At 63.2% G+C, this 20,250-nt stretch carries 24 protein-coding genes and 1 tRNA gene; 17 read left to right on the forward strand and 8 right to left on the reverse strand.

From position 1 onward, the window contains the following. Position 1: 1 nt before the first annotated feature. Positions 2-352, reverse strand: a complete 351-nt coding sequence (locus AC2T3R_RS16865; protein ID WP_100412882.1) for a hypothetical protein — start codon at positions 350-352, stop codon at positions 2-4. Between the two features lie 114 nt (positions 353-466). Here AC2T3R_RS16865 and AC2T3R_RS16870 point away from each other — a divergent pair, with 114 nt between their 5' ends. The 5 genes from AC2T3R_RS16870 (at position 467) to AC2T3R_RS16890 (ending at position 5,066) form a co-directional block, all read left to right on the forward strand. Next, positions 467-757: an RcnB family protein gene (locus AC2T3R_RS16870; RefSeq protein WP_100412883.1), complete on the forward strand. Its 291-nt coding sequence runs from the start codon at positions 467-469 to the stop codon at positions 755-757. Positions 758-886: 129 nt separating this feature from the next. Next, positions 887-1,078 carry a hypothetical protein gene (locus AC2T3R_RS16875; protein ID WP_003257401.1) on the forward strand — a complete coding sequence of 64 codons (192 nt, stop codon included), beginning with the start codon at positions 887-889 and terminating at the stop codon, positions 1,076-1,078. A 74-nt stretch (positions 1,079-1,152) separates the two neighbouring features. After that, complete coding sequence (locus AC2T3R_RS16880) at positions 1,153-1,536, forward strand: glycine zipper domain-containing protein (RefSeq protein WP_013973215.1); 384 nt, start codon at positions 1,153-1,155, stop codon at positions 1,534-1,536. 138 nt (positions 1,537-1,674) lie between these two features. Next, positions 1,675-3,504 carry an SLC13 family permease gene (locus AC2T3R_RS16885; RefSeq protein WP_039614496.1) on the forward strand — a complete coding sequence of 610 codons (1,830 nt, stop codon included), beginning with the start codon at positions 1,675-1,677 and terminating at the stop codon, positions 3,502-3,504. 137 nt (positions 3,505-3,641) lie between these two features. After that, positions 3,642-5,066, forward strand: a complete 1,425-nt coding sequence (locus AC2T3R_RS16890) for a GGDEF domain-containing protein (RefSeq protein WP_015270912.1) — start codon at positions 3,642-3,644, stop codon at positions 5,064-5,066. Position 5,067: 1 nt separating this feature from the next. On the opposite strand, the gene AC2T3R_RS16895 is transcribed toward AC2T3R_RS16890, so the two are convergent. Then, positions 5,068-5,829 (reverse strand): sulfite exporter TauE/SafE family protein, encoded by a 762-nt coding sequence (locus tag AC2T3R_RS16895; protein WP_015270913.1) that lies wholly within the window; start codon positions 5,827-5,829, stop codon positions 5,068-5,070. A 98-nt stretch (positions 5,830-5,927) separates the two neighbouring features. Between AC2T3R_RS16895 and AC2T3R_RS16900 the strand changes: the two genes are divergently transcribed. Next, positions 5,928-6,833, forward strand: a complete 906-nt coding sequence (locus AC2T3R_RS16900; protein WP_054572110.1) for a LysR family transcriptional regulator — start codon at positions 5,928-5,930, stop codon at positions 6,831-6,833. 227 nt (positions 6,834-7,060) lie between these two features. On the opposite strand, the gene AC2T3R_RS16905 is transcribed toward AC2T3R_RS16900, so the two are convergent. After that, complete coding sequence (locus AC2T3R_RS16905; RefSeq protein ID WP_137188568.1) at positions 7,061-7,396, reverse strand: hypothetical protein; 336 nt, start codon at positions 7,394-7,396, stop codon at positions 7,061-7,063. A 275-nt stretch (positions 7,397-7,671) separates the two neighbouring features. On the opposite strand from AC2T3R_RS16905, the gene AC2T3R_RS16910 reads away from it, so the two are divergent. The 3 genes from AC2T3R_RS16910 to AC2T3R_RS16920 all read left to right on the forward strand — a co-directional run bounded on the left by AC2T3R_RS16910 (position 7,672) and on the right by AC2T3R_RS16920 (position 9,077). Next, on the forward strand, positions 7,672-8,250 hold the full coding sequence (locus AC2T3R_RS16910) for a cysteine hydrolase family protein (RefSeq protein WP_015270915.1): 579 nt from the start codon (positions 7,672-7,674) through the stop codon (positions 8,248-8,250). 120 nt (positions 8,251-8,370) lie between these two features. Continuing rightward, positions 8,371-8,571 carry an alpha/beta hydrolase gene (locus AC2T3R_RS16915; RefSeq protein WP_137137588.1) on the forward strand — a complete coding sequence of 67 codons (201 nt, stop codon included), beginning with the start codon at positions 8,371-8,373 and terminating at the stop codon, positions 8,569-8,571. Positions 8,572-8,891: 320 nt separating this feature from the next. Continuing rightward, positions 8,892-9,077 (forward strand): hypothetical protein, encoded by a 186-nt coding sequence (locus tag AC2T3R_RS16920; protein ID WP_015270917.1) that lies wholly within the window; start codon positions 8,892-8,894, stop codon positions 9,075-9,077. 347 nt (positions 9,078-9,424) lie between these two features. Here the strand turns inward: AC2T3R_RS16920 and AC2T3R_RS16925 are convergent. After that, positions 9,425-9,512, reverse strand: a tRNA-Ser gene (locus tag AC2T3R_RS16925). 134 nt (positions 9,513-9,646) lie between these two features. Between AC2T3R_RS16925 and AC2T3R_RS16930 the strand changes: the two genes are divergently transcribed. The 8 genes from AC2T3R_RS16930 (at position 9,647) to AC2T3R_RS16965 (ending at position 15,729) form a co-directional block, all read left to right on the forward strand. Continuing rightward, positions 9,647-10,318: a Bax inhibitor-1/YccA family protein gene (locus tag AC2T3R_RS16930; RefSeq protein ID WP_003251184.1), complete on the forward strand. Its 672-nt coding sequence runs from the start codon at positions 9,647-9,649 to the stop codon at positions 10,316-10,318. A gap of 317 nt (positions 10,319-10,635) precedes the next feature. Continuing rightward, on the forward strand, positions 10,636-12,015 hold the full coding sequence (locus AC2T3R_RS16935; RefSeq protein ID WP_015270960.1) for a nucleobase:cation symporter-2 family protein: 1,380 nt from the start codon (positions 10,636-10,638) through the stop codon (positions 12,013-12,015). A gap of 279 nt (positions 12,016-12,294) precedes the next feature. Then, the gene (tusD, locus tag AC2T3R_RS16940; protein ID WP_013973276.1) at positions 12,295-12,687 is read left to right on the forward strand and encodes a sulfurtransferase complex subunit TusD; all 393 of its coding nucleotides are present in this window, start codon (positions 12,295-12,297) and stop codon (positions 12,685-12,687) included. A 1-nt stretch (position 12,688) separates the two neighbouring features. After that, positions 12,689-13,048 carry a sulfurtransferase complex subunit TusC gene (gene tusC / locus AC2T3R_RS16945; RefSeq protein ID WP_015270961.1) on the forward strand — a complete coding sequence of 120 codons (360 nt, stop codon included), beginning with the start codon at positions 12,689-12,691 and terminating at the stop codon, positions 13,046-13,048. Next, positions 13,048-13,344 (forward strand): sulfurtransferase complex subunit TusB, encoded by a 297-nt coding sequence (gene tusB / locus AC2T3R_RS16950; RefSeq protein ID WP_191472314.1) that lies wholly within the window; start codon positions 13,048-13,050, stop codon positions 13,342-13,344. The genes tusC and tusB overlap by 1 nt, the downstream gene beginning before the upstream one ends. Then, positions 13,341-13,676 (forward strand): TusE/DsrC/DsvC family sulfur relay protein, encoded by a 336-nt coding sequence (locus AC2T3R_RS16955; RefSeq protein ID WP_015270963.1) that lies wholly within the window; start codon positions 13,341-13,343, stop codon positions 13,674-13,676. Before tusB ends, AC2T3R_RS16955 begins: the two co-directional genes overlap by 4 nt. Continuing rightward, complete coding sequence (locus AC2T3R_RS16960; protein WP_015270964.1) at positions 13,673-14,677, forward strand: glycosyl transferase family protein; 1,005 nt, start codon at positions 13,673-13,675, stop codon at positions 14,675-14,677. The genes AC2T3R_RS16955 and AC2T3R_RS16960 overlap by 4 nt, the downstream gene beginning before the upstream one ends. A 92-nt stretch (positions 14,678-14,769) precedes the next feature. Further along, positions 14,770-15,729: a glutathione S-transferase family protein gene (locus AC2T3R_RS16965; protein WP_015270965.1), complete on the forward strand. Its 960-nt coding sequence runs from the start codon at positions 14,770-14,772 to the stop codon at positions 15,727-15,729. Positions 15,730-15,846: 117 nt separating this feature from the next. Here AC2T3R_RS16965 and cysG read toward each other — a convergent pair whose 3' ends face one another. The 4 genes from cysG to AC2T3R_RS16985 are packed head-to-tail and all read right to left on the reverse strand — an operon-like array spanning position 15,847 to position 20,246. Continuing rightward, the gene (gene cysG / locus AC2T3R_RS16970) at positions 15,847-17,238 is read right to left on the reverse strand and encodes a siroheme synthase CysG (protein ID WP_013973282.1); all 1,392 of its coding nucleotides are present in this window, start codon (positions 17,236-17,238) and stop codon (positions 15,847-15,849) included. Beyond that, a complete protein-coding gene (gene serS, locus AC2T3R_RS16975) occupies positions 17,239-18,519 on the reverse strand; it encodes a serine--tRNA ligase (protein ID WP_003258877.1) in 1,281 nt (426 codons plus the stop codon). Positions 18,520-18,549: 30 nt separating this feature from the next. Further along, positions 18,550-18,924, reverse strand: a complete 375-nt coding sequence (crcB, locus tag AC2T3R_RS16980) for a fluoride efflux transporter CrcB (RefSeq protein WP_015270966.1) — start codon at positions 18,922-18,924, stop codon at positions 18,550-18,552. Continuing rightward, the gene (locus AC2T3R_RS16985; RefSeq protein WP_013973284.1) at positions 18,921-20,246 is read right to left on the reverse strand and encodes a replication-associated recombination protein A; all 1,326 of its coding nucleotides are present in this window, start codon (positions 20,244-20,246) and stop codon (positions 18,921-18,923) included. The genes crcB and AC2T3R_RS16985 overlap by 4 nt, the downstream gene beginning before the upstream one ends. Between the last annotated feature and the right edge of the window lie 4 nt (positions 20,247-20,250).

A 20,250-nucleotide genomic window follows, 5' to 3' on the forward strand; every position in this document is an offset into this window, starting at 1 on the left:
GTTACAGGCAGGTCGCCGCCGCCGCCCGGCGCTGCAGGGCCACACCGTCGTTCTTCTGCGCGTAGTAATCCACCCGCGCCCCACCCATCTGCGGGTACACGTCCACGAACGCCTCGGCCTCACGGGTATACACGGTGAAGCCACCTTGCTTGCGTGGTTCCAGATAACCACTGGCGTCGTCGCCGAATACCTTCTCTTCCTGCCAGCTGAACTGGATGCACTGGGCCACCAGCTCTGGCGCCTTGTGCGAGTCGAGCTGCGCGGTCGGCTTGCCGCCTCGGGCCGTTTCCATGGTCGCAGAAGCACAACCGACCAGCATCAACGCCGCGGCCATCGGCAGAATCGCACGCATGTTCCATCCTCAGGATAAAAAAGAAGGCGACTCTAGCACTGGCAAGCATCGCGAGTGAATTGTCGCGCTCAGGTGGCTGTCGCAGATAAGGCATTCCGTCACAAGGAGATAACCATGAAACTGCACCACCTGCTGTTCGCCGTCCTTGCCAGCCTGCCCCTGGCTGCCACCGCAGCCCCCTCCAACGAAGAAAGCGTCACCACACCAGAAACCCACAACCGAGAGCTCAAGGTCGGCGACAAGGCACCCGACCAGTACAAACGCGATGACCAGGCTATCAAGGACTGGAAAGCCAAGGGCCTGCCAGCACCGGAAAAGGAAAGCCACTGGGTAAACATGGGTGGGCGCTACGTGCTGGTGCAGATCACCAACGGTGTGGTGCTGGCGATCCAGCCAGCCCGCTGATTCAACACTCTTCACTCCCGCCGCTCTCGCTGGCACGACAATTTTTTGCCTGCCAGCGAAACCAAATGGATCCTTTCCAGTCTCAGGAGGTGTGCCGTAAACCATTGCGGATCAAGGACCTATATCGTGATGACCCGTCTTGCAAGCCTTTCACTGATTGCTGTTGTCCTGCTGACTGCCGGGTGCCATAGCCATCGCTACCATGACGACGACGATGGCTGGCGTGACCGTGACCGTGACCATCGCCACCACCATCGGCATGACCGCGACGACGATGATGACGACTATCGTCGATATCGTGGTGACCGCTACTACCGCTGAAACGTCTTTTTCAACCCTGGCCCGCCGCCCATTGCGCGGCACCTTAACCTGATGATTCCTTTGAGGTTCGTATCATGCGTCTGACTCTGCCTTCCCTTGCCCTCGGCCTGCTGCTGTGCCAGGGCGCTTTCGCCGGTGACGGTACCGCCGCCATTGGCGGTGGCCTGGGTGGTGTTCTGGGTAACGTTGTCGGTCAACAGATCGGCGGCAAAACGGGGGCGGCCATCGGCGCCGGCCTCGGCGGCGCAGCCGGCAGTGCGGTAGGTGCACGCAAGGGCAACCGTACCGAAGCCGCCATTGGCGGTGGCCTGGGCTCGGCGGGCGGTTCGCTGCTGGGCGGCGCGGTGGGCGGCAAGACCGGCTCCACCGTGGGTGCCGGCCTGGGTGGTGCGGCCGGTGGTGCCATCGGCAACCACCTGGGCGACAACAACGGCAAGCACCACCGTCACCGTCACTGATTCCAGTGACAAAGGGGCCGCAATGCGGCCCCTTTTGTTTTGCAAACCCTGCAGTACATCAACACCCCCTTCAGCACAATCCGGCACACTGGCTGCTACTGTCTATCGTGCCCCCGTGTGAAGGAACACCCCCTCCCCATGAACCAAGAGCTGCTATGGGTCCTCGGCCTGCTGGCCATCGTCATCACCCTGTTCGTCATCAACCGCCCACGCATGGACGTGGTCGCGCTACTGGTGATCCTCGCCCTGCCGCTGTCGGGCATCCTCACCGTGGAGCAGGCGCTGGCCGGTTTCAGTGACCCCAACGTGGTGTTGATCGCCGCCTTGTTCGTGATCGGTGAAGGCCTGGTGCGCACCGGCATTGCCTACCGTATCGGCGAATGGATGAGCGAGCGGGCCGGCAACAGCGAGGCACGCCTGCTGGTGTTGCTGATGGTAGCCGTGGCGGGGCTGGGTTCGATGATGAGCTCCACCGGCGTGGTGGCCATTTTCATTCCGGTGGTGCTGAGCATCGCTGCACGCCTGCAGCTTTCGCCCGCCCGCCTGATGATGCCGCTGGCTTTCGCCGGCCTGATCAGCGGCATGCTCAGCCTGGTGGCCACACCGCCCAACGTGGTGGTACACAGCGAGCTGGTACGCCATGGCGAAGCGGGCTTCAGCTTCTTCAGCTTCACCCCGTTCGGCCTGGTGGTGCTGGTGCTGGGCATCGGCTACATGCTGCTGACCCGGCACTGGCTGAATGGCGAAGTGCGCAAGGACGGCCGCGTGGAAAGCCGCCGCACCCTGCTGGACCTGGTGCTGGACTACAAGCTCAATGGCCGTGAACGGCGCCTGCGCATCCGCCCCCATTCACCGCTGATCGGTCATACCCTGGGCGAGCTGGAGCTGCGCACCCGGCATGGCGCCAACGTGATCGGTATCGAGCGCCAGCACAAGTTCACCACGCGGGTGATCGCCGCCGACTCCAGCACCGTGCTGCACCAGGGCGATGTGCTGCTGCTCGACCTGTTCGCCAACCGCGACGACCTGCGCAGCCTGTGCCAGACCATGCAGCTGGAGCCGCTGCACTTCAAGGCCGCCTACTTCATTGACCAGTCCCAGGAGCTGGGCATGGCCGAGGTATTGCTGCCACCAGGTTCGAAACTGCTCGGCAAGAGCATCCTCGAACTGGCCTTTCGCACTCGCTTCGACCTCAACGTTGTCGGCTTGCGCCGCGAGCAGGTGGCGATCGAAGAACAGCTGGTGGAAGAAAAGCTGCGCCTGGGCGACACCCTGCTGGTAGTCGGCCCGTGGAAAGCCGTGCGCCAGTTGCAAAGCAAGCCCAAGGACTTCCTGGTACTGAGCCTGCCCGCAGAAATCGACCTGGTCGCGCCCGCCCGCACCCGCGCACCACAGGCGTTGCTGAGCCTGGCGGTGATGGTCGGGCTGATGGTCAGCGGCGCGGTCCCCAATGTCATTGCCGCGCTGATCGGCTGCCTGCTGATGGGCGCAGGCCGCTGCATCGACATGAACAGCGCCTACCGGGCCATCCACTGGCAAAGCCTGGTGCTGATCGTCGGTATGCTGCCCTTTGCCCAGGCACTGCAGAAAACCGGCGGCATCGACCTGGCAGTGGGCGGCCTGGTCAGCGTGCTGGGCGGTGCCGGCCCCAGCGCCATCCTCGCCTGCCTGTTCGCGGTCACGGCGGTGATCGGCCTGTTCATCTCCAACACGGCCACTGCGGTACTGATGGCACCCGTGGCCGTCAGCACCGCCACGCAGCTGGGCATGTCGCCCTACCCGTTTGCCATGACCGTGGCGCTGGCTGCCTCGGCGGCCTTCATGACGCCGGTGTCATCGCCGGTGAACACCCTGGTACTTGGCCCGGGGCAATACCGCTTCGCTGACTTTGTCAAAGTTGGCGTGCCGTTCACCATACTGGTAATGCTGGTGACCGTGTTGATGGTGCCGTGGTTCTTTGGGCTGTAGGGTTTGGCTACGAATGAAGGCAATTTGGCATTATCTCGACCGATCGCGGCAGATTGACATCAAGTCCCCTGACGAAACACACTTATGCGCAATTGCCCCAGGTGCTTCAAGCCGTTGTCCTGGATTTCGTTCCCGCCTTGCCGGTCGAGCCCATGGTTTTTCCAGCCCAATCGCGCTTGTTGCACTACGTCGTTCTACTCGGCCTGACCTTCGCCCTGACCCTGGGCGGCATCCTGGCCCGCCCGATCGAATCCCTGTCGCTGTTCTGGCCGGTCAATGCGGTCCTGGCTGGGGTGCTACTGCGCTACCCCCGCCAAGCCACGCTGACGGGCTTTACCCTGGTCTGGCTGGCCATGGTCGGCGCCGACCTGCTGTGCGGCAGCGCCTGGGTGCCTGCCCTGTGGTTCAACCTGTGCAACCTGGGCGTGGTGGTCACCCTCTGGCTGATGCTCTCGCGCTTGCCACGCCTGCACCGACGGATGCGTACTCCCCACGGCGTCCTCAGCGTGTTCGGCGCCAGTGCCGCCGGGGCAATAGTGGCTGCCAGCATGGCGGCGGCAGTGGCCGCGCCGTGGTTCGAACAGTCGTTGCGCGCCACCTGGCTGGCCTGGTTCAGTGAACAGTTCTCGACCAGCGTGCTGGTGCTGCCAGTGCTGCTGACAGCCCCTACGGCACGAGCGCTGGTGCGCGGTGGCGCCCAGGCCATCCGCCTGGCGCCGTTGCTGGTGCTGCTGGCCTCGCTGGCGTTCAGCATTGCCTTCGGCGGCCCCGGGGCCATTGCCTTCCCGATTGCCGCGCTGCTGTGGTGCGCCTGGACTTACTCACCGTTCCTGGTTTCTCTGCTGACACTCACCGCTGGCAGCACGCTGATCGTGGCGGTGGCGCAAAACCTCATGCATTTCAGCGTGCCGCAAAGCGAGCCCGGAGTGACCACACTGATGTCGGCGCGCCTGGGCATCGCCATGCTGGTGCTCGGGCCGCTGGTGGTGGCCTGCGTCAGCCAGGCAAACCGCAGCCTGATGGCCCGCCTGGCGCATCAGGCCAGCATCGACCACCTCACCGGTGTGCTCACCCGCAGCGCCTTCACCCGCCGCGCCAACGCGCTGCTGGAAAGCCGCCAGCAACACGCCCAGGCGCTGCCGCTGACCCTGATGATGCTGGACATCGACCACTTCAAGTCGATCAATGATGTCCATGGCCATGCGGTCGGTGACCAGGTGCTGCGCCAGTTCGCCAGCACCCTGCAGGACCAGTTGCACGATGGTGAACTGTTCGCTCGCCTGGGCGGCGAGGAATTTGTCGTGGTCCTACCGGGCCTGGCGCCAGATCGGGCCAAGTTCACTGCCGAGCGCCTGCGCCGTGCGGTGCAGGACCTGCATGTGATGCAGGCCGGCCAGTCCCTGCAGATTACCGTCAGTATCGGCCTGGCCGGTTGTGCCGCCGACATGCCGGCCCCCACCCTCGATGAACTGCTGGCACGCGCCGATCAGGCGCTGTACCGCGCCAAGGCCCATGGCCGCAATCGCGTCGAACAGGCCGAGCCACAACGCCAGGCGATGTGAACTAGCCACCCAGCAGGTCCCACGTCAACTTGGCGATCAGCACGCACAAGAGCACCAGGAACAACCCACGCACAAAGCCCGCGCCCTTGCGCACCGCCAGCCAGGTACCGGTCAGCGCGCCGAGGATGTTGCAAGCCGCCATGGGCAAGGCGATGGCGTACAGCACATTGCCTGATGGCACGAAGAACACCAGCGCCGCCAGGTTGGTGGCGATGTTCACCACCTTGGCCGACGCCGAGGCGTGCAGAAAGTCCAAAGCGAAGAAGCGGATGAACAGGAAGATCAGGAAGCTGCCAGTACCCGGACCGAACAGGCCGTCGTAAAAACCGATCGCGCCACCGATCAGCACCGCCAGGCACTGCTCCTTGCGGCCGATCCTTGTGGGTTTGTGCAGCGTGCCGAAGTCCTTCTTGCAGAAGGTGTAGATGGCCATCAGCACGATCAGCACCAGCACCGCAGGGCGCATCACGCTGGGCGGCACCAGCGACACCGTGGCGGCACCGGCGAACGACATTACGAACGCACTGAGCGCTGCCGGCACGATCAACCCCCAGTCCAGCGTCACCCTGCGGATGAACGAACGCGCAGCGAAGGCCGTGCCACACACCGACGCCAGCTTGTTGCTTCCGAGCAATGCCGCCGGTTGCGCGGTGGGCAGCACGTTGAACAAGGCCGGAATCTGGATCAGCCCACCGCCACCCACGGCGGCGTCGATCAGCCCAGCGGCGAAGGCGAACACGGAAAGCACAGCGATATCCATCATGACGCGGTTCCAGGCAGTGAAGACGCCTGCAAGGCTAATCAAAGTGCCGCGCTTGTGTTGAAATGCCATATTGCGAAAACTGCAACGAGGAACAGGCAATGGCATTGGACATGCTGCGGGAAATCCAGGCGTTCGTCAGCGTGGCGCACAAGCGCAGCTTCGTCGCCGCCGCCCGCGCCCTGGGGCGCTCCCCCAGCGCGGTAACCCGCGCGGTACAAACCCTGGAAGACAACGCCGGGAGCAAACTGCTCAACCGCAACGCCAATGCCGTGACCCTGACCGAAGCCGGCGAGCGCCTGTTGCCACACGCCGAACGCTTGCTGGATGTGCAACGTGATGCCGCCGACGAACTGGCCGCGCTCAGCGGCAGTGCACAAGGCTGGATCCGCTTCGCCGTGCCGCAGGTACTGGGCGAACATGTCCTGCCCCAGGTGCTTGCCGAGTTTTCCCGCTGCCACCCCCAGGTAACCCTGGACGTGCAGTACAGCGACGGGGCCTTGGACCCGCTGCAAGGCAAGTTCGACTTCGTGGTGCGCGGTGCCTTCCCACAGTCGAGCGAGCTGATCGGCTACCCGCTTTGGGATTACCAGCGTCACCTGTATGCAAGCCCTGAATACCTGGCACTGGCCGGCACGCCACAACAACCCGAGGACCTCGAGGGCCACGCGCTGATCCTGCACACCGCCCCGCGCATCCTCAAGGCCTGGCACTTCTGCCGCGACGGCCAGATCACCAGCCTGCGCCCCAGGCCCAGGCTGCGCCTGGACTCAGGTGACGCGGTGTACCACAGCACCTTGGCCGGCGCCGGTATCGCCCGCCTGGCCGCCTGGGTCGGCGAAGCGCAGGTCAAGGCCGGGCGGCTGGTGCGGGTATGCCCGCAGTACCGCCTGACCTCCAGCAACGGCCGGGACCCGCAGATGCATGCCGTGTACCCCGCCGGCGAGCTGCCGGCGCGGGTACGCGACCTGCTGGCAGCCCTGCGCCGCGCCGGCCTGGCCTACTGAAACAACGCCCTGAAACGGCTGTTCAATTTCTGCTCAATTTGACAGAGCCCGCCACGGGCTTGGCTTGCAGAACTTTATCCACAGACCTACCCACGTTTTTTGTGGACAGTTTTCCCAGTGCAAAGAATGACTTATCGTACAAATCGGTAGGGTGAATCGGCCAACAATGAAGAGGAATGGGCCCGCCCGAAGGACAGGCAGGCCGCGAGGGATAGGTGTGGTGAACGTCAGCTTGGCGGAATGGTGCCAAGGATACCGATCAGAATGGTCAGCAGCAGAAAACCACCCAGGAATAGCGCGAGCTTGCCCATTGGAACCTCTACAAGTGTGATGCGGGAATGGGCATATTGTCGGGCTTGGGCTGATACCGTTACAGATTCAGCTTTATGGAAAAAAAGCGGATCAGATGTGAGGCGCCGGTTTTTTTGTGGGAGCGGCTTTGCGTCGCGAAAGGGCCGCAGGGCGGCCCCGGCAATCTTGAGGGATGCATCGAAAACCTGAGGCCGTTGCGCACCCCTTTCGCGACACAAGGCGCCGCTCCCATAGAACTGCACATAACTCATTGAATTAGCAGGGGCCCTGTGGGAGCAGCTTCAGCCGCGAACACTGGCGCAGCCGGTGCCATGCACCGCGTTGGATTCTTCGCGGCTAAAGCCGCTCCCACCGGGTACGCGGATTGCTTGCAATTTCAGTTATCTACGCGACAGCGCAGCCCAAAGAGCTGGGCCATCTCCCACAAGAGCGGCGCATCTGGCCCTTACGCGTGACAGCAATTTTTGCAGTCATCCACGCTGTGCTAGGGTCAAGCGCTCGAACCTGCCAGGAGTGCCATCCCTTCATGACCGCTTTCGCGACCAACGCTGCCTTGTTGTTGATCGACCTTCAGATTGGTATCCACCACCCGCGCCTGGGCCGGCGCAACAACCCTGAGGCCGAACTGCGTATAGGCGATCTGCTGGCTGCGTGGCGTCGGTCAGGACGCCCGGTGATCCATGTGCGCCACCTGTCCCGCTCGGTAGACTCGGTGTTCTGGCCGGGCCAGTCCGGTTGCGAATTCCAGCCTGCATTTACCCCACTGGCCAGCGAAACCGTGTTCGACAAACATGTGCCTGATGCCTTCGCCAACTCCGGCCTGGAGCGATGGCTGCACGCGCGCAGCATCAACGCACTGGTCATCGCCGGGGTGATTACCAACAACTCCGTGGAAGCCAGCGCACGCTCGGCGGGCAATCTCGGTTTCGATGTGGTGGTGGTGGAAGATGCCTGCTTCACCTTTGACCAGCACGACCTGCAAGGCCGGCTTTGGCCGGCGGAGGATGTACATGCGCTGTCGTTGAGCAACCTGGCTCTGGATTACGCGCGCATCCTGCGCACGGAGCAGGTTCTGATTGCTGACTCGCTTCAGGTCAACCGCTGAAGCTTCTGCGCAGGCAACCAGCCAACTCGTCATTGCCATGGCGGCGACACCAGACCCAGCCATTGAGCGGGCGCACCATCTGCACCTGCTCTTGGCGAAGCGGATGGGCGCAGATGCCCGATGTCTACCCGCCACTCGACCACCACCCTGCCACACCGTTTCAGCCGTGCACTGCTCGCCTGTACCCTGCTGCCACCTGGCCTGCTGACGGCGGACATCACCACGGCTGCAGCACAGCAGCCCCAGCCAGCCGCTACAGCGGCGGATGACTTCGACCCGCTTAACAACTTGCCGCAGGAAGCGCCTCAGACATTCACCTAGGCGGTGATGGATGCGGACCACCTGTAGCGCGCGGGGCGGCAATTGCTACATAAGGTTTCGAAAAGCACTGCAGCCTCTGGATCAATCCGCCTTGAGGGCCTGCATTGCCAAACACCTATCATCGCCACCTACCATGCGGGCTCAGGAGGGTTTGAAAGACATGATTTGAAACGCTGACTGTAGGATCTTTTACCGCGCAATGTAGGAAGAATCTATGTAGTGGGATTTGCCTGTATGAAACATCAGTTTCTCCAGCAAATTCGAACTGCTACGGTCCAGTTTTCCTACAGCGGCACGGAAGCCTACAGCATGAGAAAAGCATGGATCCGTTCAATACCTCGGCCCTGAAACTACAGAAGAATTTGCTTAACCTGCGCCTTGAGCGTGACCGCCTGAGAAGGGAGGGCAAGGACAAGGAGGCGGACGAACTTGCGGCACCGATCGAGCGGATAGAGGCAGCTATTCGTCAATTACCGGATGACATGAAGCCAGTGACCCTGCAATAAAACCTGCGGGAGCGGGCATGACCACGCCTGCATCAAACGCCTGCAGGCTACTGATGTGGAGCAAGGTTGGGTCCAGCCTACGGATCCGATTTCCGCGCAGTTGTCAGTAATGCAATTTGGCTTGAGAGGCTGCGGCTAGCGCTCAGTAGCAAGCGAGGAGCCCGCCTCGGCGGGCTTTTTCGTGCCTGTAAGAATGGGATGAAGCCAGGTAAGTTGGAGCCTTGGCGAAACCGACCAAGCAAGAAGTATCGGAAGCGCCGAAACAAACCATTCCCACGGATGGTCCCGTGGATGGTTTCCTATGCCCCAGAAACGCAAAAAGCCCTGAATAATCAGGGCTTTGAATATGGCGGAAGCGTAGAGATTCGAACTCTAGGATAGTTGCCCATCGACGGTTTTCAAGACCGTTGCCTTAAACCACTCGGCCACGCTTCCAGCTCGTTTTGCGGCCGCCATAATACCGTAATGAAACAAGCTGTCAAACTCTCTGTGTCGCGGGTTGCGGGAGCTCTGATAGACTCCTAGCATCTGAACGTTTGAAAACCACAGGTTTACCAAGGAGTGTCGCCATGCGCGAACAGGATTACGCCGTACACCACGGCCAGCAGGTCGAGCAGCAGGAGATCAGCAAGGTCCTGCGCAACACGTACAGCCTGCTGGCGCTCACGCTCGCCTTCAGCGGTGTCATGGCCTTCGTGGCCCAGCAGATGCGCGTCGGCTACCCGAACGTGTTCGTGGTACTGATCGGCTTCTACGGGCTGTTCTTCCTTACCAACAAACTGCGTGATTCGGCCTGGGGCCTGGTATCCACCTTCGCGCTCACCGGCTTCATGGGCTTTATCCTCGGCCCTATCCTCAACCGCTACCTGGGCATGGCCGGTGGCGCCGAGGTGGTCAGCTCGGCATTTGCCATGACTGCCCTGGTGTTCGGCGGCCTGTCGGCTTATGTGCTGATTACCCGCAAGGACATGAGCTTCCTCAGCGGCTTCATCACTGCGGGCTTCTTTGTCCTGCTGGGTGCTGTCGTGGCCAGCTTCTTCTTCCAGATCAGCGGCCTGCAACTGGCGATCAGCGCTGGCTTCGTGCTGTTCTCGTCGGTCTGCATCCTGTTCCAGACCAGCGCGATCATTCACGGTGGCGAGCGTAACTACATCATGGCGACCATCAGCCTATATGTGTCGATCTACAACCTGTTTGTCAGCCTGCTGCAGCTGTTTGGCATCATGGGTCGTGATGACTGATTGATATCGGCAAGAGAAAGCCCGCTTCGGCGGGCTTTTTTATGGGCGCTCAACTCATCGATTTAGCTGGAGCCTTGTGGGAGCGGGCGAGCCCGCGAACACCGGCGAAGCCGGTGCCATATACCGAGTCGCATTCTTCGCGGGCACGCCCGCTCCCACAGGTTCGACTCCTGGGAAAAAGCGCCCAATAATTGACCATAAAGTCAGATAACCGGGCGAATGGTCGTCGATCATGCCGCCATCGTGCTTTTCTCTACCCCAATTCGCCATCACCCCGTAGAATGCGCTCCTTTTTTCTTCCGGGGCAGCTTTTCGCAATGAGCTCACACGAACACAGCCCAGGCGCGGCGGCGCCTGCCAATGAACTGGTGCTTGGTCTGGAGGACAAGCCACGGCTGTTGATCGGCCTGCTGGCAGCACTGCAGCACCTATTGGCGATCATCGTGCCGATCGTCACCCCTGGCCTGCTGATTTGCCAGGCTCTGGGTGTTTCGGCACGAGATACCAACCTGATCGTCTCCATGTCACTGGTAATCTCGGGTATCGCCACTTTCGTCCAGTGCAAGCGCTTCGGGCCATTCGGTGCCGGGCTGCTGATCGTCCAGGGCACCAGCTTCAACTTCGTCGGCCCGCTGATTGCCGGCGGGGCGCTGATGGTCAAGCAAGGTACGCCGGTAGAAGGCGTGATGGCGGCCATCTTTGGCGTGGTAATCGCCGGCTCGTTCGTCGAGATGGGCGTGTCGCGCATCCTGCCCTTCGTCAAACGCCTGATTACCCCGCTGGTAACCGGCATCGTGGTGCTGATGATCGGCCTGACCCTGATCAAGGTCGGCCTGATCAGCATGGGTGGTGGCTTCGGCGCCATGGCCAATGGCACCTTCGCCAATGGCGAGAACCTGCTGCTGTCGGGCGTGGTGCTGGCGATCATCGTCATCCTCAACCGCATCCCGGTGGTGTGGATGCGCAGCTGCGCCATCATTATCGCCCTGGCGGTCGGTTATGCGCTAGCCGGCTACCTGGGCCGCCTGAATTTCAACGGCATGCACGAAGCCGCGCTGTTCCAGGTGCCGACGCCGCTGCACTTCGGCCTGGGCTTCTCCTGGGCACTGTTCATCCCGATGCTGGTGATCTACTTGGTAACTTCGCTGGAAGCCATCGGTGACGTCACCGCCACCAGCAAGGTGTCGCGCCAGCCGGTCGAAGGGCCGGTGTGGATGCAGCGGATCAAGGGCGGTGTGCTGGTCAACGGGGCCAACTCGCTGCTGGCCGGTTTGTTCAACACCTTCCCGAGCTCGATCTTTGCCCAGAACAATGGCGTGATTCAGCTGACAGGGATCGCCAGCCGCCATATCGGCATGTGGATTGCCGTGATGCTGGTGCTGCTGGGGCTGTTCCCGAGCGTTGCCGGGGTGATCCAGGCGGTGCCGGAGCCGGTGCTGGGCGGTGCGGCCATGGTCATGTTCGGGGCGGTTGCGGCTTCGGGGATCAATATCCTCGCCAGCACTCGCCTGGACCGTCGTGCCCTGCTGATCATCGCTGTATCCCTGGCCCTCGGCCTGGGCGTGGCGCAGGTGCCGGAGTTCCTGGCGCACATGCCGGCGGCGATTCGCAATGTGCTGGAGTCGGGCGTGGCTACCGGGGGTATCTGTGCCCTGGTGTTGAACTGGTTCTTGCCGGAGAGCAAGGAACAGGCTTGAGCCTGGTGTTCGACTGTCAGGGCCATGGGGCTGCTGCGCAGCCCATCGCAGGCAAGCCAGCTCCCACCTCGACCGCATTGATCTGAAGCCATGCGCAGTCCCTGTAGGAGCCTGGCTTGCCAGCGATGAGGCCAGTACAGACAACACAAGGCAGTTGCCCCTACCGGGATAGCGCCGGCCTTCAGATTGGTGCAAGACAGAAAGCCCGCCCCGCCATGCACAAGCGGGCGCGGGCTTTTTTGCTTTATCATGGCACCATTCCTTTTGCATGAGTTATCCATGAAATTCGCTATCGCGGTGTTCTCCCCGGCCCATGCGCCCTCCTCGCGGCGCGCCCTGCGCTACGCCGAGGCGGTGCTGGCCGGCGGGCATGAGATTGCCCGGCTGTTCTTCTACCAGGACGGGGTACACAGTGCCTCGGCCAACGTGGTCGCCCCCCAGGACGAGCTGGATGTTGCCGGCCAATGGCGCGCCTTCATTGCAGCCAACCAGCTGGACGCAGTGGTGTGCATCGCCGCCGCCCTGCGCCGTGGCGTGCTCGACGAGGCCGAGGCCAACCGCTACCAGCGCCCGGCCGTGAACCTGCCCAAGCCTTGGGAGCTGTCGGGGCTTGGCCAGCTGCATGAGGCGGCGCAAGTTGCCGATCGCCTTGTCTGCTTCGGAGGCGACTGAAATGGCCAAATCCTTGTTGATCATCAGCCGCCAGGCGCCCTGGAACGGCCCATCGGCCCGTGAAGCACTGGACATCGCCCTGGCTGGCGGCGCGTTCGATCTGCCGCTGGGCATGCTGTTCCTCGATGACGGCGTGTTCCAGCTCGCTGCGGAGCAGCAGCCCACCGCCGTGCAACAGAGGAACCTGGCCGCCAACTTGCAGGCGCTGCCAATGTTCGGCGTCGAGGACCTGTTCGCCTGTAGCCACAGCCTCACTCGCCGCGGCCTGGCAGCCGACACCCTGACGCTGCCGGTGCAAGTACTGGACGACGCGGCCCTGACCGCACTGATCGCCCGTTTCGACCAGGTGGTAACGCTCTGATGACGACCCTGCATGTAATTGCCCACTCCCCGTTTGGCGACGAACGCCTGGCCAGTTGCCTTCGCCTGCTCGGCGCCGACGACGCCCTGCTGCTGTGCGGCGATGCTGTATATGCCCTGCACAGCGGCAGCGAACCGCACCGCCGGCTGCAAGCCGCCGGCCTGACCCAGCGCCTGTTCGCCCTGGAAGAAGACGTGCAGGCCCGCGCGGTCGCCAACGAACTGGCCAAGGCCGTGGACTACGCCGGGTTCGTCGAACTATCGCTGCATTACGACAAGGTCAATAGCTGGCTATGAATACCCTCAACGTTGGCGATCAGGCGATCGCCCTGGACAAGGACGGCTTCCTGGTCGACCTGCAAGACTGGTCGCATGCCGCCGCCGAGGCTTTGGCCGCGCGCGAGGGCATCCCTTTGACGGAGGACCACTGGGAAATCCTCGAACTGCTGCGCCAGTTCTACCAGGAATACCAGCTGTCCCCGGCCACGCGCCCGCTGATCAAGTACACGGCCCTCAAACTGGGCCCGGACAAGGGCAACAGCCCGCACCTCAACCGCCTGTTCAACGGCACTCCCGCCAAACTGGCCGCCAAGCTGGCGGGCCTGCCCAAGCCGACCAACTGCATATGACAGAACCTCGCCCGCTTACCCTGGAAACCCCTGCCGAACACCCGTTCGCCGAGTTCGTGCGCATTCTTGGCAAAGGCAAGCGCGGCGCGCGTGGCCTGACCCGTGAAGAAGCCCGCACGGCCATGACTCTGCTGCTGGAAGGCAAGGTCGAAGATGCCCAGCTCGGTGCCTTCCTCATGCTGCTGCGGCACAAGGAAGAAAGCGCCGAAGAACTGGCCGGCTTCACCGAGGCCCTGCGCGCCCACTTGCAGTCGCCGCGCATCGCCGTGGACTTGGACTGGCCCACCTACGCCGGCAAGAAGCGCCACCTACCCTGGTACCTGCTGGCTGCCAAATGCTTGGCCAACAATGGCGTGCGCATCCTGATGCACGGTGGCGGTGCGCATACCGCCGGGCGCATGTACACCGAGCAGTTGCTGTCCTTGCTGGAAATTCCGTTGTGCCGTGACTGGGCTGCGGTCAGCCGGACCCTGGACCAGCAACGCCTGGCCTTCTTCCCGCTGCAGGACTGGGCGCCGCAGTTGCAGCGCATGATCGACCTGCGCAACACCCTGGGCCTGCGTTCGCCCATCCATTCGCTGGCCCGGGTGCTCAACCCGCTGGCTGCGCGTTGTGGCCTGCAGAGCATCTTCCACCCCGGCTACCAGGCAGTACACCGCGAGGCCAGCCGCCTGCTGGGCGACCATGCCGTGGTAATCAAGGGTGATGGCGGCGAGATTGAGGTCAACCCCGATGTCATCAGCCATCTATACGGCACCACCGCCGGCGAAGCCTGGGACGAGGAATGGCCAGCGCTGAGCGAACGCCGCCACGTGAAGCCGCCAAGCCTGCAGCCGGAGCAATTGCTGGCGGTCTGGCGCGGCGAGACCGAGGACAGCTACGGTGAGATGGCCGTGGTCGCAACCATCGCCCTTGCCCTGCGCGGCCTGGGCCAAGACCGTGAGCAGGCTTTCGCCACGGCACGCGGTTACTGGGGCGCACGCAACCAATCTAATAACTAGATAGTAAGAGTGCAGTCTTTGCGCTAGTTATTCGAACGTTTTTCCCTAGACTGGGCTCCAACGACAAACAACTTTGTTCCGAGGAGCTCACCATGGGCCTTTTGATCGACGGCCGCTGGCATGACCAGTGGTATGAAAACGGCAAGGACGGCACGTTCAAACGCGAAAACGCCCAACGCCGCAATCAGCTGCCCGCTCCCGAAGCTGGCCGTTACCACCTGTACGTCTCGCTGGCCTGCCCATGGGCACACCGCACCCTGATCTTCCGTGCCCTCAAGGGCCTGGAGCCACTGATCGACGTGTCGGTGGTCAGCTGGCTGATGCAGGACCATGGCTGGACTTTCGACCAGCAGCAAGGTTCCAGCGGCGACCACCTCGACGCGCTGCAGTACCTGCACCAGCGCTACACCCAGGATGACCCGCACTACACTGGCCGCGTGACTGTACCGGTGCTGTGGGACAAGAAAGAGAAACGCATCGTCAACAATGAGTCGTCGGAGATCATCCGCATCTTCAACAGCGCGTTCAACGAACTGACCGGCAATACACTGGACCTGTACCCAGAGCCGCTGCGCCCGACCATCGAGGCGCTGAACGAGCGCATCTACCCGGCGGTGAACAATGGCGTATATCGCGCAGGCTTTGCCACTACGCAGGAAGCCTACGAGGCTGCGTTTGACGAAGTGTTCAACGAACTGGACTACCTGGAAGACTTGCTGAGCCGCAACCGCTACCTGGCCGGGGAATACCTGACCGAGGCCGATGTGCGCCTGTTCACCACCCTGGTGCGCTTCGATGCCGTGTACCACGGGCACTTCAAGTGCAACCTGCGCCGCCTGAGCGACTATCACAACCTGTCGAACTGGCTGCGTGAACTGTACCAGTGGCCGGGGGTGGCGGGCACAGTGGACATGGAGCATATCCAGAAGCACTACTACATGAGCCACAAGACCATCAACCCGAACGGGATCGTGCCCAAGGGGCCGCTGCAGGACTTCAACCTGCCGCATGATCGGGAGCAGTTGGCAGGCAAGGGGATTTGGCAGGTTTGAGGCTGTCGGGGCTGCTTTGCAGCCCGTTCGCAGCACAAGGCTGCTCCTACAGGAAACGCGGCCCCCTGTAGGAGCAGCCTTGTGCTGCGAACGGGCCGCAAAGCGGCCCCAACGATTTCAGCTATTCTGCGAACCTTCGAACCAGGCCAGCTTGTCACGCAACTGCACCACTTCCCCGACAATCACCAGGGTCGGCGCATGCACTTCATGCTGCGCCACCAGGTCCGGCAAGTCCGCCAGGGTGCCGGTGAACACCCGCTGATTACGCGTAGTCCCCTGCTGCACCAGCGCCGCAGGGGTACTGGCCGCGCGGCCATGGCGAATCAGCTCGGCACAGATGGTCGGCAACCCCACCAAGCCCATGTAGAACACCAGGGTCTGCGCCGGCGCTACCAGGTCATGCCACGGCAGATTGCTGGTGCCATCCTTCAGGTGCCCGGTCACGAAACGCACCGATTGGGCATAGTCGCGGTGAGTCAGCGGAATCCCGCCATAGGCGGAACAACCGCTGGCTGCGGTAATGCCCGGCACCACCTGGAACGGGATGCCGTGCTCGGCCAGCTCTTCGATCTCTTCGCCGCCCCGCCCGAAGATGAATGGGTCGCCGCCCTTCAGGCGCAACACACGCTTGCCCTGCCGGGCCAGGTCGACCAGAAGGCGGTTGATCTGGTCCTGTGGCACGGCATGGTCGGCGCGACGCTTGCCCACGTAGATACGCTCGGCATCACGTCGGCACATCTCGATAATCGCCGGTGCCACCAGGCGGTCGTACAGCACCACGTCGGCCTGCTGCATCAGGCGCAAGGCGCGGAAGGTCAGCAAGTCCGGATCGCCCGGGCCAGCCCCCACCAGGTACACCTCACCGCCCTGCTGCACCGGTGCACCGTCGACCATCGCCTGCAACAGGCGCTCGGCCTCGGCGCCCTGCCCGGCCAGCTGACGCTCGGCAATAGGCCCTTGGAACACGGTTTCCCAGAAGCCTCGGCGCTGGTTGACGTCCGGGTACAAGGCCTTGACCTTGTCGCGGAAGCGTGCGGCCAGGCCGGCCAGTTCGCCGTAGGCGGACGGGATCCAGGCCTCCAGCTTGGCGCGAATCAAACGCGCCAGCACCGGAGCATCACCGCCACTGGACACCGCAACCACCAACGGCGAACGGTCGACGATCGCCGGGAAGATCACCGTGCACAGGGCCGGCGCATCCACCACGTTGACCGGCAGGCTGAGTGCCTGCGCATCCGCCGACACCTGGGCATTGAGCCCCGGGTCGTCGGTGGCCGCAATCACCAGCCGGCAACCGACCAGGTCGGCTGCCTGATAGCCGCGCACCAGCACCTCGCCGCCACCTTCCCGGGCCAGCGCGGCCAACTGGCCGTCGACATCCGGTGCAACCACGCGCAGCGCGGCGCCGGCGTCGGCCAGCAGGCGCGCTTTGCGCAAAGCGATCTCACCGCCGCCAACGACCAGCACGCGGCCGCCCTGCAGCTTGTGGAACAGCGGCAGGTAATCCATTTAGCGGATGACCTCGACGCCGCCCATGTAAGGCTTCAGCACTTCCGGCACACGGATGGAACCGTCGGCCTGCTGGTAGTTTTCCAGTACGGCAACCAAGGTACGGCCTACGGCCAGGCCGGACCCGTTGAGGGTATGCACCAGCTCTGGCTTGCCGGTTTCCGGGTTGCGCCAGCGGGCCTGCATGCGGCGCGCCTGGAAATCGCCGCAGTTGGAACACGAGCTGATTTCGCGGTACTTGTCCTGGCTTGGTACCCACACTTCCAGGTCGTAGGTCTTCACCGCGCCAAAGCCCATGTCGCCGGTGCACAGGGCCAGCACGCGGTACGGCAGCTCCAGCAGCTGCAGCACGCGCTCGGCGTTGGCAGTCAGGCCTTCCAGGGCTTCCATCGACTTGGACGGCTCGACCACCTGCACCATCTCGACCTTGTCGAACTGGTGCTGGCGGATCATGCCGCGGGTGTCACGGCCGGAAGCACCGGCTTCGCTGCGGAAGCACGGGGTGTGGGCAACCAGCTTCAGTGGCAGCTGCTTGGCATCGAGGATTTCACCGGCCACCAGGTTGGTCAGCGACACTTCGGCGGTCGGGATAAGGTAGAAGTCGGCCTCGCCTTCGCGGCTGATCTTGAACAGGTCTTCCTCGAACTTCGGCAGCTGGCCGGTACCCTGCAGGGCCGGGGCCTGGACCAGGTACGGGGTGTAGTGCTCCTCGTAACCGTGCTCGCCGGTGTGCAGGTTGATCATGAACTGCGCCAGGGCGCGGTGCAGGCGGGCAACTGGACCACGCAGCACGGCAAAACGCGCGCCAGACAGCTTGGCGGCAGCTTCGAAGTCCAGGCCACCGCTGACTTCGCCGAGCGCGACATGGTCCTTGATTTCGAAGTCGAAAGCCTTCGGCGTACCCCAACGGCGCACCTCGACGTTGTCGTCTTCGCTGGCACCAACCGGTACGCTGGCGTCCGGCAGGTTGGGGATGGTCAGCAGGATGCCATCCAGTTCGGCCTGGATGCCGTCCAGTTCAGTCTTGCCGGCAGCCAGTTCGTTGGCCATGCGCTCGACGTCAGCCATCAGCGGCGCAATATCTTCGCCCTTGGCCTTGGCCTGGCCGATGGACTTGGAACGGGCGTTACGCTCGGCCTGCAGCTGCTCGGTGCGGGTCTGCACCGCCTTGCGGCGCTCTTCCAGTGATTCGATGCGCGCGACATCCAGGCTGAAGCCACGGGAGGCCAGGCGATCCGCCACTTCCTGAAGTTGGCCGCGTAACAGTTTGGAATCGAGCATATCGTTCTCTCGTTATGTGTAGGTGTTGGTTCAGAATCGGGTCAGGGACAGGCCGGCCCAGGTCGCGAGCAGCCCGCCCACCACGCTGATACCGGTATAGCCCAAAGCCAGGGGCACTTGCCCGCTTTCCAGCAGGCGTACGGTATCCAGCGAAAAGGAGGAAAAAGTCGTCAGGCCGCCGAGGAAGCCGACGATCAGCCCGGCGCGCAGCTCGACCGGCACGATCGGCTTGTGCAGGAACAGACCATAAAGCAGGCCGATCAGCAGGCAGCCAACCAGGTTGACCGCCAGCGTACCGAGATAGAAGTGCCGTGGCCAGTGGGCAGACACCCAGTTGGTGGTGGCAAAGCGCAACAAGGTACCGGCAATACCGCCAGCGCTGACGGCGGCAATCAGTGCAATCACGGCTTTCTCCGCTGGCGGGGGCTGTTGCGGTCAAGGTCGGCCAGGTGGCGCAGCTTCTCGCCAATCTTCAGTTCCAGGCCACGGGGCACCGGCTGGTAGTACTGGCGCGGCTCGAGTTCCTCGGGGAAGTAGTCTTCGCCGGCGGCATAGGCGTCGGGTTCATCGTGGGCATAGCGGTACTCGTCGCCGTAGCCCAGTTGCTTCATCAGCTTGGTCGGGGCGTTGCGCAGGTGCAACGGCACTTCCAGCGAGCCATGCTCGGCGGCCTCGCGCAGGGCGGTCTTGAAGCCCATGTACACCGCGTTGCTCTTCGGCGCACAGGCAAGGTAGGTGATGGCCTGGGCTACCGCCAGTTCGCCCTCGGGGCTGCCCAGACGCTCTTGCACATCCCAAGCCGCCAGGCACAGGCTGAGCGCGCGCGGGTCGGCGTTGCCGATGTCTTCGCTGGCCATGCGCACCACGCGGCGGGCAATGTACAGCGGATCGCAGCCGCCATCGAGCATGCGCGCGAACCAGTACAGGGCGCCATCGGGGTTGGAGCCACGCACTGACTTGTGCAGCGCGGAAATCTGGTCGTAGAACGCCTCGCCACCCTTGTCGAAGCGGCGGCGGCTGTCGCCGAGCAGGCTCTGCAACATCTCGACATCGATCTCGCTGCCGTCTTCAGCCAGGTCCGAGGCGTTTTCCAGGAAGTTGAGCATGCGCCGGCCATCGCCGTCGGCGGCGGCCATCAGCATCTTGAAGGCGTCGTCGCCAACCCGCAGGTTGCGCTTGCCCAGGCCGCGCTCTTCAGTCAACGCGCGGTTGACCAGCTTGCGCAGCGCCGCCTCGTCCAGGCTCTTGAGCACATACACCCGCGCCCGCGACAACAATGCGTTGTTCAGCTCGAACGACGGGTTTTCGGTGGTGGCGCCAATGAACAGCAGGGTGCCGTCTTCCACATAGGGCAGGAAGGCATCCTGCTGCGACTTGTTGAAGCGGTGCACTTCGTCGACGAACAGGATGGTTCGGCGGCCGTACTGGCCAGCCTGCTGCTTGGCCACCTCGACCGCCTGGCGAATCTCCTTCACCCCGGCCAATACCGCCGACACCGTTTCGAAGTGCGCATCGCAGAACTGCGCCAGCAGCCGCGCGAGGGTGGTCTTGCCCACGCCCGGCGGCCCCCAGAAGATCATCGAGTGCAGCGCACCCTGCTCCAGCGCTTCGCGCAGCGGTTTGCCGCGCGCCAGCAGGTGCTCCTGGCCGACGTACTCGTCCAGGTTGGACGGGCGCAGACGAGCAGCCAGGGGCTGGGCGACGGGTTCGCTTCGAAACAGGTCCATGGCG

Source organism: Pseudomonas sp. PVC-5-1, from assembly GCF_057444345.1.